This is a genomic window from Streptococcus infantis (genome assembly GCF_047460875.1).
Classification (GTDB): domain Bacteria; phylum Bacillota; class Bacilli; order Lactobacillales; family Streptococcaceae; genus Streptococcus; species Streptococcus infantis_AA.
In genome coordinates this window covers 235,881-250,875 of sequence record NZ_JASHFI010000002.1, presented here as the reverse complement: position 1 = coordinate 250,875, position 14,995 = coordinate 235,881, and the positions used below count along the sequence as shown (strand labels likewise).

Annotated in this window: 14 protein-coding genes; all 14 read left to right on the top strand. The window is 42.0% G+C overall.

The features are described 5' to 3' along the window. Positions 1-76 precede the first annotated feature (76 nt). The 14 genes from QM887_RS03120 to QM887_RS03055 all read left to right on the top strand — a co-directional run bounded on the left by QM887_RS03120 (position 77) and on the right by QM887_RS03055 (position 14,975). A complete protein-coding gene (locus QM887_RS03120) occupies positions 77-331 on the top strand; it encodes a type II toxin-antitoxin system Phd/YefM family antitoxin (RefSeq protein WP_414270440.1) in 255 nt (84 codons plus the stop codon). A 3-nt stretch (positions 332-334) separates the two neighbouring features. Next, positions 335-589: a Txe/YoeB family addiction module toxin gene (locus QM887_RS03115; RefSeq protein ID WP_414270439.1), complete on the top strand. Its 255-nt coding sequence runs from the start codon at positions 335-337 to the stop codon at positions 587-589. A gap of 215 nt (positions 590-804) precedes the next feature. Next, the gene (locus tag QM887_RS03110) at positions 805-2,418 is read left to right on the top strand and encodes a ribonuclease Y (protein WP_414270437.1); all 1,614 of its coding nucleotides are present in this window, start codon (positions 805-807) and stop codon (positions 2,416-2,418) included. A gap of 136 nt (positions 2,419-2,554) precedes the next feature. After that, positions 2,555-3,181 carry a guanylate kinase gene (gene gmk, locus QM887_RS03105; RefSeq protein WP_414270436.1) on the top strand — a complete coding sequence of 209 codons (627 nt, stop codon included), beginning with the start codon at positions 2,555-2,557 and terminating at the stop codon, positions 3,179-3,181. A 24-nt stretch (positions 3,182-3,205) separates the two neighbouring features. Further along, entirely contained in the window at positions 3,206-3,520 is a 315-nt protein-coding gene (gene rpoZ / locus QM887_RS03100) for a DNA-directed RNA polymerase subunit omega (protein WP_006146546.1), read from the top strand. Positions 3,521-3,604: 84 nt separating this feature from the next. Next, positions 3,605-6,001 carry a primosomal protein N' gene (locus tag QM887_RS03095; RefSeq protein ID WP_414270435.1) on the top strand — a complete coding sequence of 799 codons (2,397 nt, stop codon included), beginning with the start codon at positions 3,605-3,607 and terminating at the stop codon, positions 5,999-6,001. A gap of 11 nt (positions 6,002-6,012) precedes the next feature. Beyond that, on the top strand, positions 6,013-6,948 hold the full coding sequence (gene fmt, locus QM887_RS03090) for a methionyl-tRNA formyltransferase (RefSeq protein ID WP_414270434.1): 936 nt from the start codon (positions 6,013-6,015) through the stop codon (positions 6,946-6,948). Then, positions 6,941-8,254: a 16S rRNA (cytosine(967)-C(5))-methyltransferase RsmB gene (gene rsmB / locus QM887_RS03085; RefSeq protein WP_414270433.1), complete on the top strand. Its 1,314-nt coding sequence runs from the start codon at positions 6,941-6,943 to the stop codon at positions 8,252-8,254. Before fmt ends, rsmB begins: the two co-directional genes overlap by 8 nt. Positions 8,255-8,269: 15 nt before the next feature. Then, complete coding sequence (locus QM887_RS03080; RefSeq protein ID WP_414270431.1) at positions 8,270-9,007, top strand: Stp1/IreP family PP2C-type Ser/Thr phosphatase; 738 nt, start codon at positions 8,270-8,272, stop codon at positions 9,005-9,007. Continuing rightward, positions 9,004-10,896 (top strand): Stk1 family PASTA domain-containing Ser/Thr kinase, encoded by a 1,893-nt coding sequence (pknB, locus tag QM887_RS03075; protein ID WP_414270430.1) that lies wholly within the window; start codon positions 9,004-9,006, stop codon positions 10,894-10,896. Before QM887_RS03080 ends, pknB begins: the two co-directional genes overlap by 4 nt. An 86-nt stretch (positions 10,897-10,982) precedes the next feature. Further along, positions 10,983-11,741, top strand: a complete 759-nt coding sequence (locus tag QM887_RS03070; RefSeq protein WP_414270429.1) for a threonine/serine exporter family protein — start codon at positions 10,983-10,985, stop codon at positions 11,739-11,741. 1 nt (position 11,742) lies between these two features. Beyond that, positions 11,743-12,192, top strand: coding sequence for a threonine/serine exporter family protein (locus tag QM887_RS03065; RefSeq protein WP_414270428.1), 450 nt, complete (start codon positions 11,743-11,745; stop codon positions 12,190-12,192). A gap of 336 nt (positions 12,193-12,528) precedes the next feature. Next, a complete protein-coding gene (locus QM887_RS03060) occupies positions 12,529-13,701 on the top strand; it encodes a hydroxymethylglutaryl-CoA synthase (RefSeq protein ID WP_414270426.1) in 1,173 nt (390 codons plus the stop codon). Continuing rightward, entirely contained in the window at positions 13,701-14,975 is a 1,275-nt protein-coding gene (locus QM887_RS03055; protein WP_414270425.1) for a hydroxymethylglutaryl-CoA reductase, degradative, read from the top strand. The genes QM887_RS03060 and QM887_RS03055 overlap by 1 nt, the downstream gene beginning before the upstream one ends. The last annotated feature ends 20 nt before the right edge of the window (positions 14,976-14,995 follow it).

The following is a 14,995-nucleotide window of genomic DNA, read 5'->3' as shown; positions in this document are numbered from 1 at the left end:
AAATCTTGTACAAGTTCCTGACAACTTTTTTCTTTTCGTGTATAATAGTGGAAAAGAGGTAAAACGAGGTATGCTTATGGAAGCAGTTCTTTACTCAACATTCCGAAATCATTTAAAGGACTATATGAAGAAGGTAAACGATGAGTTTGAACCTTTGACTGTGGTCAATAAAAATCCTGACGAGGACATTGTAGTTCTTTCAAGGAGTGAGTGGGATAGAATTCAAGAAACGCTGAGGGTTGCTCAAAACAAGGAGCTTTCTGACAAGGTCTTGCGAGGAATATCCCAAGTTCGTGCGGGACACACTCAGGTGCATGTGATTGAGGAGTGATGGATGCTACTCAAGTTTACAGAAGATGCCTGGGCAGATTATTGCTATTGGCAAAACCAAGATAAGAAAACATTAAAAAGAATCAACAAACTAATCAAAGATATTCAATGCGATCCATTTACAGGAATTGGTAAACCAGAACCGCTCAAATATGATTACCAAGGAGCTTGGTCACGTCGCATTGATGCAGAAAACCGCATTATCTATATGATGGATGGTGATAGCGTCGCTTTCTTATCCTTTAAGGATCATTACTAAGTCTACTGAGAGGTGGGCTTTTTCTAATTTGTGTGTAAAAAAATCTTTAAAGATTTGCTTAGTAACAATACCCTAGTTTATTAGGGAAAATAAGGATTTTAATCCCCGAAATAAGCAAAACAACTTCAAATTAAGGTTTGTTAAAAATCAATTTTTGTGGTAAAATGTATAAGAATGTAATTCATTCGGATTAACAAATTTAATGAGGTAAAAACATGGAAATCATGACAATTGCGATTGTTGTTTTTGCCGTCATCATTGGTTTAGTCATTGGATATGTCAGCATCTCAGTCAAGATGAAATCATCACAAGAGGCTGCGGAGTTGATGCTTTTAAATGCTGAACAAGAAGCAACTAATTTACGAGGACAAGCTGAGCGCGAAGCGGATTTATTACTCAATGAAGCTAAGAGCGAAAGCAAGTCTCTTAAAAAAGAAGCACTATTGGAGGCCAAAGAAGAAGCCAGAAAATACCGTGAAGAAGTGGACGCTGAATTTAAATCAGAACGTCAAGAACTCAAGCAAATCGAAAGTCGTTTGACCGAACGTGCTAGCAGTCTTGACCGTAAAGATGATAATTTAACGAACAAAGAAAAAACACTTGAACAAAAAGAACAAAGTATTTCTGATAGAGCAAAAAACCTTGATGTACGTGAAGAGCAACTAGAAGAAATTGAGAAACAAAAGCAAGCTGAACTAGAGCGTGTCGGAAGTCTGACTCAGTCGGAAGCAAAAGACATTATCTTGGCCCAGACAGAGGAAAACTTGACTAAGGAAATTGCTAGTCGCATTCGTGAGGCTGAGCAAGAAGTCAAGGAACGTTCAGACAAATTGGCTAAGGATATCTTGGCTCAGGCCATGCAGAGAATTGCTGGTGAGTATGTGGCTGAGTCTACCAACTCTACGGTTCATCTGCCTGATGATACCATGAAAGGTCGCATCATTGGTCGTGAAGGGCGTAACATCCGTACTTTTGAAAGTTTGACAGGGGTTGATGTCATCATTGATGATACGCCAGAAGTGGTAACCTTGTCAGGTTTTGATCCTATCCGTCGCGAGATTGCCCGTATGACTATGGAAACCTTGCTTAAGGATGGACGAATTCACCCAGCTCGTATCGAAGAGTTGGTTGAGAAAAACCGTCAAGAGATTGATAACAAGATTCGTGAATATGGTGAAGCTGCAGCCTATGAAATTGGTGCGCCGAACCTTCACCCTGACTTGATGAAGATCATGGGTCGCCTGCAGTTCCGTACTTCATACGGACAAAATGTCTTGCGTCATTCGATTGAAGTTGCTAAGTTGGCTGGTATCATGGCCAGCGAACTTGGTGAAAATGCCGCACTTGCCCGTCGTGCAGGATTCCTCCACGATATTGGTAAAGCCATTGACCGTGAGGTAGAAGGCAGCCACGTTGAGATTGGTACAGAATTGGCTCGCAAGTACAAGGAGCATCCAGTTGTGATTAACACGATTGCCAGTCACCACGGAGATGTGGAACCTGAAAGTGTGATTGCAGTTATCGTTGCTGCAGCGGATGCCTTAAGCGCAGCCCGTCCAGGAGCTCGTAGTGAGTCACTCGAAAGCTACATCAAACGTCTCCATGATCTTGAAGAAATTGCTAATAGCTTTGAAGGTGTTCAAAACAGCTTTGCCCTTCAAGCTGGTCGCGAAATCCGCATTATGGTAAATCCAGGTCAAATCAAGGACGACAAGGTCACAATCTTGGCTCACAAAGTTCGTGAGAAAATCGAAAACAATCTCGATTACCCAGGAAATATCAAGGTAACCGTGATTCGTGAACTTCGTGCAGTTGATTATGCAAAATAAATAAGAAAGAGCAGTTGAAAAATTACTGCTTTTTTGTTACACTAGATAGAAAGATTGTAGTAAGCAGAAATGCCTTCACAAAGAGAATTCTGAATGAATTTCCAAGGTATTTCACAAACTATCTAAAGGAGACATAATGGCAGACCGAGGCTTACTAATCGTTTTTTCAGGTCCTTCTGGAGTTGGGAAAGGAACGGTTAGACGAGAAATTTTTGAGTGTTCTGAAAATCAATTTCAATATTCAGTATCTATGACGACGCGGGCACAACGTCCAGGTGAAGTAGATGGTGTTGATTATTTCTTCCGTACACGGGAGGAATTTGAAGAGTTGATCCGTCAAGGGCAAATGTTAGAGTATGCAGAGTATGTGGGTAACTATTATGGAACTCCTCTGACTTATGTTAATGAAACGCTTGATAAGGGAATCGATGTCTTTCTTGAAATTGAAGTGCAGGGAGCTCTCCAGGTTAAGAAAAAAGTTCCAGATGCGGTCTTTATCTTTTTGACCCCACCAGATTTGGAAGAATTGCAAGACCGTCTCGTTGGCCGAGGTACAGATAGTGCAGAAGTGATTGCTCAGCGTATCGAAAAAGCCAAGGAAGAAATTGCTTTGATGCGTGAGTATGACTATGCTATTGTCAATGACCATGTTCCTCTAGCTGCCGAGCGTGTTAAACGTGTGATTGAAGCAGAACATTTCCGTGTAGACCGCGTGATTGGTCATTATCAGGATATGCTACCAAAGTCTCCGACTATTCGATAAAATTTAGAAAACAGGTACAAACAAATGATGTTAAAACCCTCTATTGATACCTTGCTTGACAAGGTACCATCAAAATATTCACTCGTCATCTTGGAAGCAAAGCGTGCTCATGAATTAGAAGCTGGAGCACCTGCAACTCAAGAATTCAAATCTGAAAAATCTACTCTTCGTGCCTTGGAAGAAATTGAATCAGGGAATGTAACCATCCACCCAGATCCAGAAGGGAAACGCGAAGCTGTTCGTCGTCGTATCGAAGAAGAAAGACGATTGAAAGAAGAAGAAGAAAAGAAAATTAAAGAGCAAATCGCGAAAGAAAAAGAAGAAGGTGAAAAAATTTAAGGTTGGGGGGACTCAATCTTATTTTTTCTATTGCAAGAATACTCAATCAATTGAAACGATTTAAGAGGAGAAGGAGGTGAGGATATGGCTATTGCAAAAATCATTGTGGATGTTCCCTTGATGCAGACAGACCAGCCCTATAGCTACAAGATTCCAGAGGAATTTGAAGAGATGCTGGAAGTTGGCATGCGAGTTCATGTACCTTTTGGGAAGGCCAATCGCTTGATTCAGGGAATTGTTCTTGGGTTGGAGTCTCAATCTGATGCAGATGTGGCAGACGAGGACTTAAAAGAAATTGCTGAGGTGCTGGACTTTTCTCCTGTCTTAACGGAGGAACAACTCTGGCTGGCCGAAGAACTACGTAAGTCAGTTTTTTCATACAAGATTTCTATTCTAAAAGCCATGCTTCCAGGATTTTTGAATTCTAGCTATGATAAAATCCTCTATCCTCTGGAAGGCTTGAGTCAGAAAGACAGAGACCGTTTGTTTGGATCGCAAGAGTCCTTAGCATTTTCATCTCTAGACTTAGAAAAGCAGGCTGAGATGATGCGGTTGACTCGCAAAGGACTTTTGAAGTTAGAGTATCAGGCTATAGACCAGAAGAAGGTCAAAACACAGTCTTGGGTTGAAGTTCATCTTGAACAGTTAGAAAAGCTAGAAATCTCAAACCGTGCCAAGAAGAAATTGGAACTGCGAGATTATTTAGTAGCACATCCAGAAAGTACTCCTTTGGCTACTTTGTTAGAACATTACTCACGGGAACAAGTTAACTTCTTTGTGGAACAGGGTGCTTTGACGATTCTTCAAAAGGAAGTTCAACGTTCAGCTGCCTACTTTGAAGGAATCGAGTCAAATCAAGCATTAGAGTTAAACCCAGAGCAAAAACAAGCTTGTGAGGCGGTTGTTGGTGCGATTGGTAAGCAACATCCTCCCTTTCTTCTTCAAGGAATCACTGGAAGTGGGAAAACCGAGGTTTACCTGCAGATTATCCAAGGAGCCTTGGATATGGGGAAAACAGCTATCGTTTTAGTCCCAGAAATCTCTCTGACACCTCAAATGACCGAGCGTTTCATTGCTCGTTTTGGTGATAAAGTAGCCATTCTTCATTCAGGTTTGTCCAATGGTGAAAAGTACGATGAATGGCGCAAAGTGGAGCGTGGAGATGCTCAGGTAGTCGTTGGGGCTCGGTCTGCCGTTTTTGCCCCTTTGAAAAATCTAGGGGTTATCATTATCGATGAAGAGCATGAGGCCAGCTACAAGCAAGACAGCAATCCACGTTACCATGCTAGAGATGTGGCTCTTTTACGAACACAGTACAATCAAGCGGCATTAGTCCTTGGTTCTGCAACACCGAGTCTAGAAAGTCGTGCGCGTGCTGGTAAGGGTGTTTATCAACATCTACGCCTAACTCAACGTGCCAATCCTTTAGCAAGTATCCCTGAAGTTCAACTCATTGACTTTCGTGATTATATCGGGCAAAATGAAACATCAAACTTTACACCACCACTGATTGAGGCCATTCAAGATCGACTGGATAAAAAAGAGCAGGTTGTTCTCATGCTCAATCGTCGTGGTTATTCTAGCTTTGTCATGTGCCGAGAATGTGGGACTGTTGATACCTGTCCAAACTGCGATATTTCCTTGACGCTGCATATGGATACTAAGACTATGAATTGCCATTATTGTGGTTTTTCTAAGGAAATTCCTCATGTCTGTCCAAACTGTCAGAGTCGTAGTATTCGATACTATGGAACAGGGACTCAAAAAGCCTACGATGAGCTGGCTGAACTCTTTCCAGAGGCACGTATTCTGCGCATGGATGTGGATACAACTCGTAAAAAGGGCAGTCACCAAGCACTTCTTGAGCAGTTTGGCAAGGGTGAAGCGGATATTCTTCTGGGAACCCAGATGATTGCCAAGGGCTTGGACTTTCCAAATGTAACCTTGGTTGGTGTTCTCAATGCGGACACAGCCTTGAACCTGCCTGATTTCCGTTCTTCAGAGAGAACCTTCCAACTATTGACCCAGGTGGCAGGCCGAGCAGGTCGGGCGGAGAAGGCTGGACAGGTCTTGATTCAGTCCTATAATCCTCAGCACTATGCTATACGATTTGCCAAGGACCAGGATTATGAAGGATTCTACACCTATGAAATGGGCATCAGACGTCAGTTGGGTTATCCACCTTATTATTTCACAATTGGAATTACCTTGTCTCATAAGAAAGAAGAAGAGGTTCTTAGACGTGCTTATGAAGTCATGGAAATTTTGAGGTCAGGTTTATCGGATGCTAGTATTATCCTTGGACCAACACCAAAACCTATCGCTCGCACTCATAACCTCTATCATTACCAAATTTTGATTAAATACCGTTTAGAAGATGAGCTGGGTCCAACCCTTAACCAGGTCTTGGCCTTGACACAAGAACGGGAAAATAGCGAACTTCGTCTCAGTATTGACCACGAACCGCAACAATTTTTATAGAAGGAGAAAAGATGACAAAACTAATCTTTATGGGAACTCCCAATTTTTCAGCAACTGTTTTAAAGGGGCTCTTGTCAGATGACCGCTACGAGATTGTAGCGGTTGTGACGCAACCAGATCGTGCCGTTGGACGTAAAAAAGTTATTCAAGAAACCCCAGTCAAACAAGCTGCCAAAGAGGCAGGACTTCCTATCTACCAACCAGAAAAATTATCAGGTAGTCCAGAAATGGAAGCTATCATGAACTTGGGTGCTGATGGAATTGTGACTGCAGCTTTTGGACAATTCCTCCCAAGTAAACTCCTTGATAGCATGGATTTTGCAGTCAATGTTCATGCTTCGCTCCTTCCTAAACACCGTGGTGGTGCTCCCATTCATTATGCCTTGATTCAAGGTGATAAGGAAGCAGGAGTAACCATTATGGAAATGGTCAAGGAAATGGATGCAGGGGACATGATTTCTCGTCGCAGTATTCCCATTACTGATGAGGACAATGTTGGAACCTTGTTTGAAAAATTGGCCATTGTTGGGCGTGATTTACTTTTGGATACTCTACCTTCTTATATAGCTGGTGAAATTCAGCCTCAACCGCAAGACCCAAGCCAAGTAACTTTCTCACCAAATATCAAACCTGAGGAGGAAAAACTAGATTGGAACAAGACCAATCGTCAACTCTTTAACCAAATCCGTGGGATGAATCCATGGCCAGTTGCTCATACCTTCCTCAAGGGAGAACGCTTCAAAATCTATGAAGCTCAGCCTGTAGAAGGGAAGGGGAATCCGGGTGAGATTCTTTCCATCGGTAAGAAAGAATTAATCGTCGCAACGGCAGAAGGAGCTCTATCACTCAAACAAGTTCAACCAGCAGGGAAACCTAAGATGGACATTGCTTCCTTCCTCAACGGTGTGGGACGAACTTTGGCAGTAGGAGAACGATTTGGTGACTAAAGTAGAAACGGCTAGAAGTATAGCCCTAGAGGTATTGGAGGATGTCTTTATCCAACAAGCTTACTCCAATATCGCCTTAAATAAACATCTCAAGGGAAGTCAACTGTCAGCTGCAGATAAGGGTTTGGTGACAGAGCTTGTGTATGGTACTGTAGCTCGAAAACTTACATTGGAGTGGTACATTTCTCACTTTATTGAGGATAGAGATAAGCTAGATAGCTGGCTCTATGTTCTGCTTCTCATGAGCGTCTATCAACTCCAATACTTGGATAAGCTTCCTGACCATGCAGTAGTCAATGAAGCGGTGGAACTGGCTAAACTTCGAAAAAAAGGTAGCGAAAAATTGGTCAATGCCGTCCTTCGCCGTATCTTGCGAGAAGGTTTGCCAGATATTGCCTCTATCAAGCGCAAAAACAAGCGTGATTCCATCGCCTACTCTTTACCAGTTTGGTTGATTTCTAAGCTAAAGGAAGAATACGGGGAAGAGCGAGCTCAAGCGATTTTTGAAAGTCTACTCCAGCGTAACAAAGCCAGTATCCGAGTGACTGATTTGAGTCGAAAAGAGGAAATTAAAGCTTTGCTTGATGCAAGTGATTCTGCCCTATCAGCTTCTAGTCTGGTCAAGGAGCAAGGGCACTTTGCAAGCCATGATTTGTTTGCTGAGGGGGCTATTACTATCCAGGATGAGTCTAGTCAGTTGGTTGCGCCAACATTGGATTTGCAAGGAGATGAGCAGGTTTTGGATGCCTGTGCAGCCCCAGGTGGGAAAACAGCCCATATGGCATCTTATTTGACGACAGGTCAGGTAACGGCTCTAGATCTCTATGATCATAAACTCAATTTGATTCAAGAAAATGCTCAGCGTTTAGGTGTAGCAGACCGTGTCCAAACGCAAAAATTGGATGCCAGAAAGGTGCATGAGTTTTTTGGCAAGGACCAATTTGATAAGATTTTAGTAGACGCTCCTTGTTCAGGGATTGGTCTATTGCGTCGAAAACCAGATATCAAATACAATAAAGAAACGGCAGATTTCGCGTCATTACAGGAAATTCAGCTGGAAATATTAGGTAGTGTTTGTCAAACACTACGAAAAGGTGGTATAATAACCTATAGTACCTGCACTATTGTCTCGGAAGAGAACTTTCAAGTGGTTCAAGCATTTTTAGAAAGTCATCCCGAGTTCGAGCAGGTTAAACTAGAACACGAATGCAAGGATATTCTAAAAGATGGCTGTATCCTTATTACTCCGGAATTATACGGAAGTGATGGATTCTTTATTAGCCAATTTCGTAAGATATCCAATTAGGAAGGAACTGACACAATGGAGATTTCATTATTAACAGATGTGGGTCAGAAGCGTACAAATAATCAAGACTATGTCAATCTTTTTGTCAACCGAGCAGGTTGTACAATGATTCTCTTGGCTGACGGAATGGGAGGTCATCGCGCAGGAAATATTGCGAGTGAGATGGCAGTAACGGATTTAGGCGTTGCCTGGGTAGATACCCAGATTGACACGGTCAATGAAGTTCGCGAATGGTTTGCCCACCATCTAGAAGTTGAAAATCAAAAGATTTATCAACTAGGACGAGATGAAGCCTACAAGGGAATGGGGACAACCCTCGAAGCTCTTGCAGTTATCGGAAATCAGGCAATTTATGCCCATATCGGAGATTCTAGAATCGGTCTTATTCGAGGGGAAGAGTACCGTCAACTGACAAGTGATCATTCTTTGGTTAACGAATTGCTCAAGGCGGGTCAATTGACACCAGAAGAGGCAGAAGCGCATCCACAAAAAAATATTATCACCCAATCTATCGGACAAAAAGACGAAATTCAACCTGACTTAGGAATTGTCAGTTTGGAAGCAGGAGACTATCTCTTGCTCAATAGCGATGGTCTCACGAATATGATTTCAGGAAGTGAAATCTATGACATCGTGACAAGTGATATTTCACTTGAAGACAAGGCGGCAACTTTAGTGCGATTTGCAAACAATGCCGGAGGGCTTGACAACATTACTGTTGCCTTGATTGCGATTGAGGAGGAATCAAAATGATCCAGATCGGCAAGATATTTGCCGGACGATATCGGATTATCAAACAAATTGGTCGCGGAGGTATGGCAGATGTCTACCTGGCCAAGGATTTGATTTTAGATGGGGAAGAGGTAGCGGTGAAGGTACTGAGGACCAACTACCAAACGGATCCAATCGCTGTTGCACGTTTTCAGCGTGAAGCACGTGCAATGGCGGACCTAGATCATCCTCATATCGTTCGAATTACGGATATCGGTGAAGAAGACGGTCAACAGTATCTAGCTATGGAATATGTAGCTGGGCTTGACCTCAAACGTTATATCAAAGAACACTACCCTCTACCAATCGAGGAAGCTGTTCGTATCATGGGTCAAATTCTCTTGGCTATGCGTTTGGCGCATGCAAAGGGGATTATTCACCGTGATTTAAAACCTCAAAATATACTCTTGACTCCCGATGGAACTGCAAAAGTTACTGACTTTGGGATTGCAGTTGCCTTTGCAGAAACCAGTTTGACACAGACCAACTCCATGTTGGGTTCTGTTCACTATCTATCACCTGAGCAGGCGCGTGGTTCTAAGGCGACCATACAGAGTGATATTTATGCAATGGGAATTATCTTTTTCGAAATGTTGACAGGCCATATTCCTTATGATGGAGATAGTGCTGTGACCATTGCACTTCAGCATTTCCAAAAACCACTTCCTTCGGTCATTGCTGAAAATTCATCAGTACCACAATCCTTGGAAAACGTGGTTATAAAAGCGACAGCTAAAAAGTTGACAGACCGTTATCAAACTGTCTCAGAGATGTATGTTGACTTATTGAGCAGTCTTTCTTATAACCGTCGAAATGAACCAAAGCTGGTATTTGAAGATACAAGTAAAGTTGACACAAAAACCTTACCGAAAATTTCACAATCTACTTTAACAGCGATTCCTAAAGTGCAACCAAAGGAAGAAAGTCCTCAGAACCAAAAGCCGACCCAAAAGGCAACTAGTAAAGAAACTGTTGCAAAACCGGTCAAGAAACGTCGTTTTAAAGCGAGGTATTTGGTGTTTTTAGCTAGCTTTATACTTGTTTTAGCTTCTCTGTTTTGGATAGTATCCAAAACACCAGCAACTGTTGATATTCCAAATGTAGCAGGTCAAACAGTTGCTGAGGCCAAGGAAACCTTGAAGAAAGCAAACTTTGAAGTTGGTGATGAAAAAACTGAGGCAAGCGAAACAGTGGAGAAAGGTCGTGTCATTCGCACGGATCCTGAGGCAGGTAGTAGCCGTAAAGAGGGAAGTAAGATTAATCTGATTATTTCAACTGGTAAGCAATCCTTTAAGATTGGTAATTACATTGGTAAGAAATCTACAGATGTCATTGCTGAGTTGAAGGAGAACAAAGTTCCCGAAAATCTGATTAAGATTGAGGAAGAAGAGTCCAGTGAATGGGAACCAGGGGTGATTTTGAAACAAAGTCTCTCAGAAGGTACGACCTATGATCTCACCAAAGCGACCCCTATTGTTTTGACTGTTGCTAAAAAGGTGACAACTGTTTCTATGCCAGGCTACATTGGTTCAAGTCTTGAATTTACAAAGAACAACTTGATTCAAATTGTAGGTGTGAAGGAGGCTAATATCGAGGTAGTAGAGGTGACAACAGCACCTGAGGGAACTGCCGAAGAAACCGTTTTGGATCAAAGTCCAAAACCAGGTGAAAAAATAGATTTAAGTACGACTCGTATTAAGATTTCTATTTATAAACCGAAAACACCATCACCATCATCTTCTTCTGTCCCATCTTCAAGCCAGCGCAATACTAATAGAACGGACAATACAGTGCCATCGCAAGGTCCAACAACTCCAACTCCATCTTCGTCTTCGCAAACTCATGTGGACGAACATAGCACAGATAACTAATCAATCTTTGTCACAGTTTTTGTGACAAAGATTTTTTTTCCTTCAAATTTGTGATAAAATAAAAGAAGCATATCAAGGAGGGGAACATGGACGAATCAAAAAAACTGAACGCAGTTATTGATGTCATTATGCTTGCAGGAACGATTCTGCTTCGAAATGGCTCTGAGATCCATCGTGTCGAGGATACTATGATTCGTATCGCGCACTCGCAAGGCATTATGGATTGCAATGTCCTAGCCATGCCTGCAGCTATTTTCTTCTCTATTGAAAATACCAATATCTCTCGTATGAAGCGGGTTACTTCCTCTTCCTATAATATTGAAAAGGTTTGTGATGTCAATCAGATTTCACGCCAGATTGTGGCTGGCCAGCTTAATTTAGAGGCAGCTTTCATTGAGCTGAAGGAATTAAATGCAAAACCTTCTCCCTATACCAAGGTCCAGTTAACGGTGGCAGCGACTCTGAGTGCTCCCTTCTTCTCTATCATGTTCGGGGGGAATGTCTACGATGCCATTGGAGCAGGAGTGGCGACCTTGTTTGCCTTCACCTGTTCTCTTTACGTAGAAAAATTTATCCGTATTCCCTTTATGACAGCTTTTGCAGGTGCCTTTGTCTTTGGTTTGATTGCACAATTTTGGGCGCGTTATTCAGGTTTACCATCTACAGCTGATTTGGTCATTGCAGGTGCGGTTATGCCATTTGTACCGGGAATTGCTCTGACTAATGCTGTTAGAGATATTATGACCAATCACATTAACTCTGGTATGAGCAAGATGTTTGAATCCTTGCTGATTACCCTTGCCTTAGGGGCTGGAACATCAGTCGCCCTCGTACTCATGAACTAATATGACTCTAACAACATTTTTATTGCAGGCTCTAGCTAGTCTGCTAGCTATTATCACTTTTTTAATCGTTTTAAACGTCCAACGTTCTATGCTCATTCCTGGTGGAGTTTTGGGAATGTCAATCTGGCTGCTCTATCTAATACTCAAGGAGCCAACCAATGTTATTTTGGCGACCTTTATTGCCGCTGTAATTGGTTCTTGTATCAGCCAGATTATGAGTATTATCTATAAAACACCAGCCGTTGTGTTTGCTTTAGCCATCTTGGCTCCACTAGTACCAGGTTATCTGTCTTACCGAACGACTTCATTTTTTGTGACAGGCGACTATAGAAACGCCATTGCCAGTGCCATGCTAGTCATGATGTTGGCCCTTGTTATCTCCATTGGAATGGCCAGTGGAACAGTTTTGTTGAAATTGTATTATTATCTCAAAAAGAATCGAGTTAGTTAAGGCTCGATTCTTTTTGGGTCCGTAGTTCTGTCTGTTGAGATAGTTTCAAAATGAGCTAAGGTTTTTAATACTCTTCGAAAATCTCTTCAAACCACGTCAGCTTCCATCTGCAACCTCAAAATAGTATTTTGAGCTGACTTCGTCAGTCTTATCTACAACCTCAAAGTAGTGCTTTGAGCAACCTACGGCTAGCTTCCTAGTTTGCTCTTTGATTTTCATTGAGTATAAAATGAACTTGATTTGGTGAATCAAGTCTTTTTTCGCGCATTTGACCTCAATTATGATAAAATAGAAGTGAACGAATTTTTACAATGAATGATAAAAATAGAGGTAAATATGAAAATCGGTATTGATAAGATTGGTTTTGCGACCAGTCAATACGTTTTGAAATTACAAGATTTAGCAGAAACCCGAGGAATTGATCCTGAAAAATTGAGTAAAGGACTCCTTTTAAAAGAATTGAGTATCGCTCCGTTAACAGAAGATATTGTGACCTTGGCTGCCAGTGCAGGAAATTCTATCCTGACTGAAGAAGATAAGCAAGAGATTGATATGGTGATCGTATCTACAGAGTCTGGAGTCGATCAAAGTAAAGCGGCTGCGGTTTTTGTACACGGTTTACTTGGGATTCAACCTTTTGCTCGTAGTTTTGAAATCAAGGAAGCTTGCTATGGTGCAACTGCGGCCCTTCATTATGCTAAGTTACACGTAGAAAATTCTCCAAAATCAAAAGTCTTGGTACTTGCTAGTGATATTGCAAAATATGGTGTCGAAACTCCTGGGGAACCAACTCAAGGGGCAGGCTGTGTTGCCATGTTGATTAGCAAAGATCCGCGTGTCATGATTTTTAACAACGATAATGTCGCGCAAACTCGTGATATTATGGACTTTTGGCGTCCAAATTATTCAACGACACCATTTGTCAATGGAGTCTACTCAACACAGCAGTATTTGGATAGCTTAAAAACGACTTGGGAAGAGTACCAAAAGCGATATGATTGCGACTTGAATGATTTTGAAGCTATTTGTTTCCATTTGCCTTATCCAAAGCTAGCTCTCAAGGGATTGAAAAAAATTCTTGATAAATCTCTACCTCAAGAGAAAAAGGATTTACTTCAAAAACACTTTGATGAGTCTATTATTTATAGCCAAAAGGTTGGGAACATCTATACAGGTTCCCTCTTTTTAGGACTCTTGTCCCTGCTTGAGAATTCGGATAGCCTTAAGGCAGGTGATAAAATTGCCCTCTACAGCTACGGAAGTGGTGCTGTATCTGAGTTCTTCAGTGTGGAATTGGTTGAAGGCTATGAACAGCAATTGCAGAAAAATCGCTTAGAATTGCTAGACCAGCGTCAAGCATTGAGCGTAGCTGATTATGAACGAATCTTCTTTGAGGAAGCAAACTTGGATGAGTCCGGTTCAGCAACCATGTCAGGCTATGAGGGACAGGACTATGCTCTGGTTGAGATTGTAGAACACCAACGTCGCTACAGCAAGGTTGAAAAATAATGAAAAAAAATTGGAATGGATTTGCTAAAAAATCAATTCAAGAGCGCCTTGAGCTAGTTAAGTCTCAGGCGCTTACTTCTAGGGAAGCCCAAGAAAGTCTTGAGCAAAATGAAAATCTTAGTATAGCAGTTGCGGACCAACTGAGTGAAAATGTAGTGGGGACCTTCTCACTTCCATACTCAGTAGTTCCAGAAGTGTTGGTAAATGGTCAAGAGTACACAGTTCCTTATGTAACAGAAGAACCATCCGTCGTTGCTGCAGCTAGTTTTGCCAGCAAAATTATCAAAAGAGCTGGTGGGTTTAGAGCTCAGGTTCATCAACGCCGAATGATTGGTCAGGTAGCTCTTTATCAGATTCCAGATAGGGATAAAGCATGTCAGGCTATTTTGAGTCAGAAAGCAGAGCTACTCGAACAAGCAAACCAAGCCTATCCATCTATTGTCAAACGTGGTGGTGGAGCCAGAGAGATAACAGTTGAGAAAATTTCTGGTGAGGCTGACTTTTTAGTGGTTTATCTCCATGTGGATACTCAGGAAGCCATGGGAGCTAATATGCTCAATACCATGCTTGAAGCTTTAAAACCTAGCTTAGAGGCTCTATGTCAAGGGCAAAGTTTAATGGGAATTCTATCCAACTACGCAACAGATTCTCTAGTGACTGCAACTTGCCGGATTGCCTTTCGTTATTTGAGTCGCCAAAAGGATGAAGCGCGTGAATTAGCAGAAAAAATGGTTTTAGCCAGCCAGTTTGCTCAAGCAGATCCATATCGAGCAGCTACTCACAATAAGGGAATCTTTAATGGAATCGATGCTCTCTTGATTGCGACAGGAAATGATTGGCGTGCCATCGAAGCAGGAGCGCATGCCTATGCCAGTCATGATGGTGCTTATCGAGGTCTCAGTCGTTGGACTATGGATTTGGAAAACGAAGAGCTTATTGGAGAGATGACCATGCCGATGCCGGTTGCTACCAAGGGTGGATCTATTGGTCTCAATCCTCGAGTCGTACTCAGTCATGAGTTGCTAGGTCATCCATCTGCCAAAGAATTGGCTCAAATTATCGTGTCAATTGGTCTTGCACAAAACTTTGCAGCCCTTAAGGCTTTGGTCAGTACAGGGATTCAGCATGGACACATGAAACTTCAGGCAAAATCGTTAGCACTTTTAGCAGGTGCGACTGAGGCAGAAGTACCTAAGCTAGTAGAAAACTTGATTGCTGAAAAAACTTTTAATTTAGAAAAAGCCCAAACTCTTTTGAAAAACTTAAGATCATAAGAAAAACTCAGACGAAACTA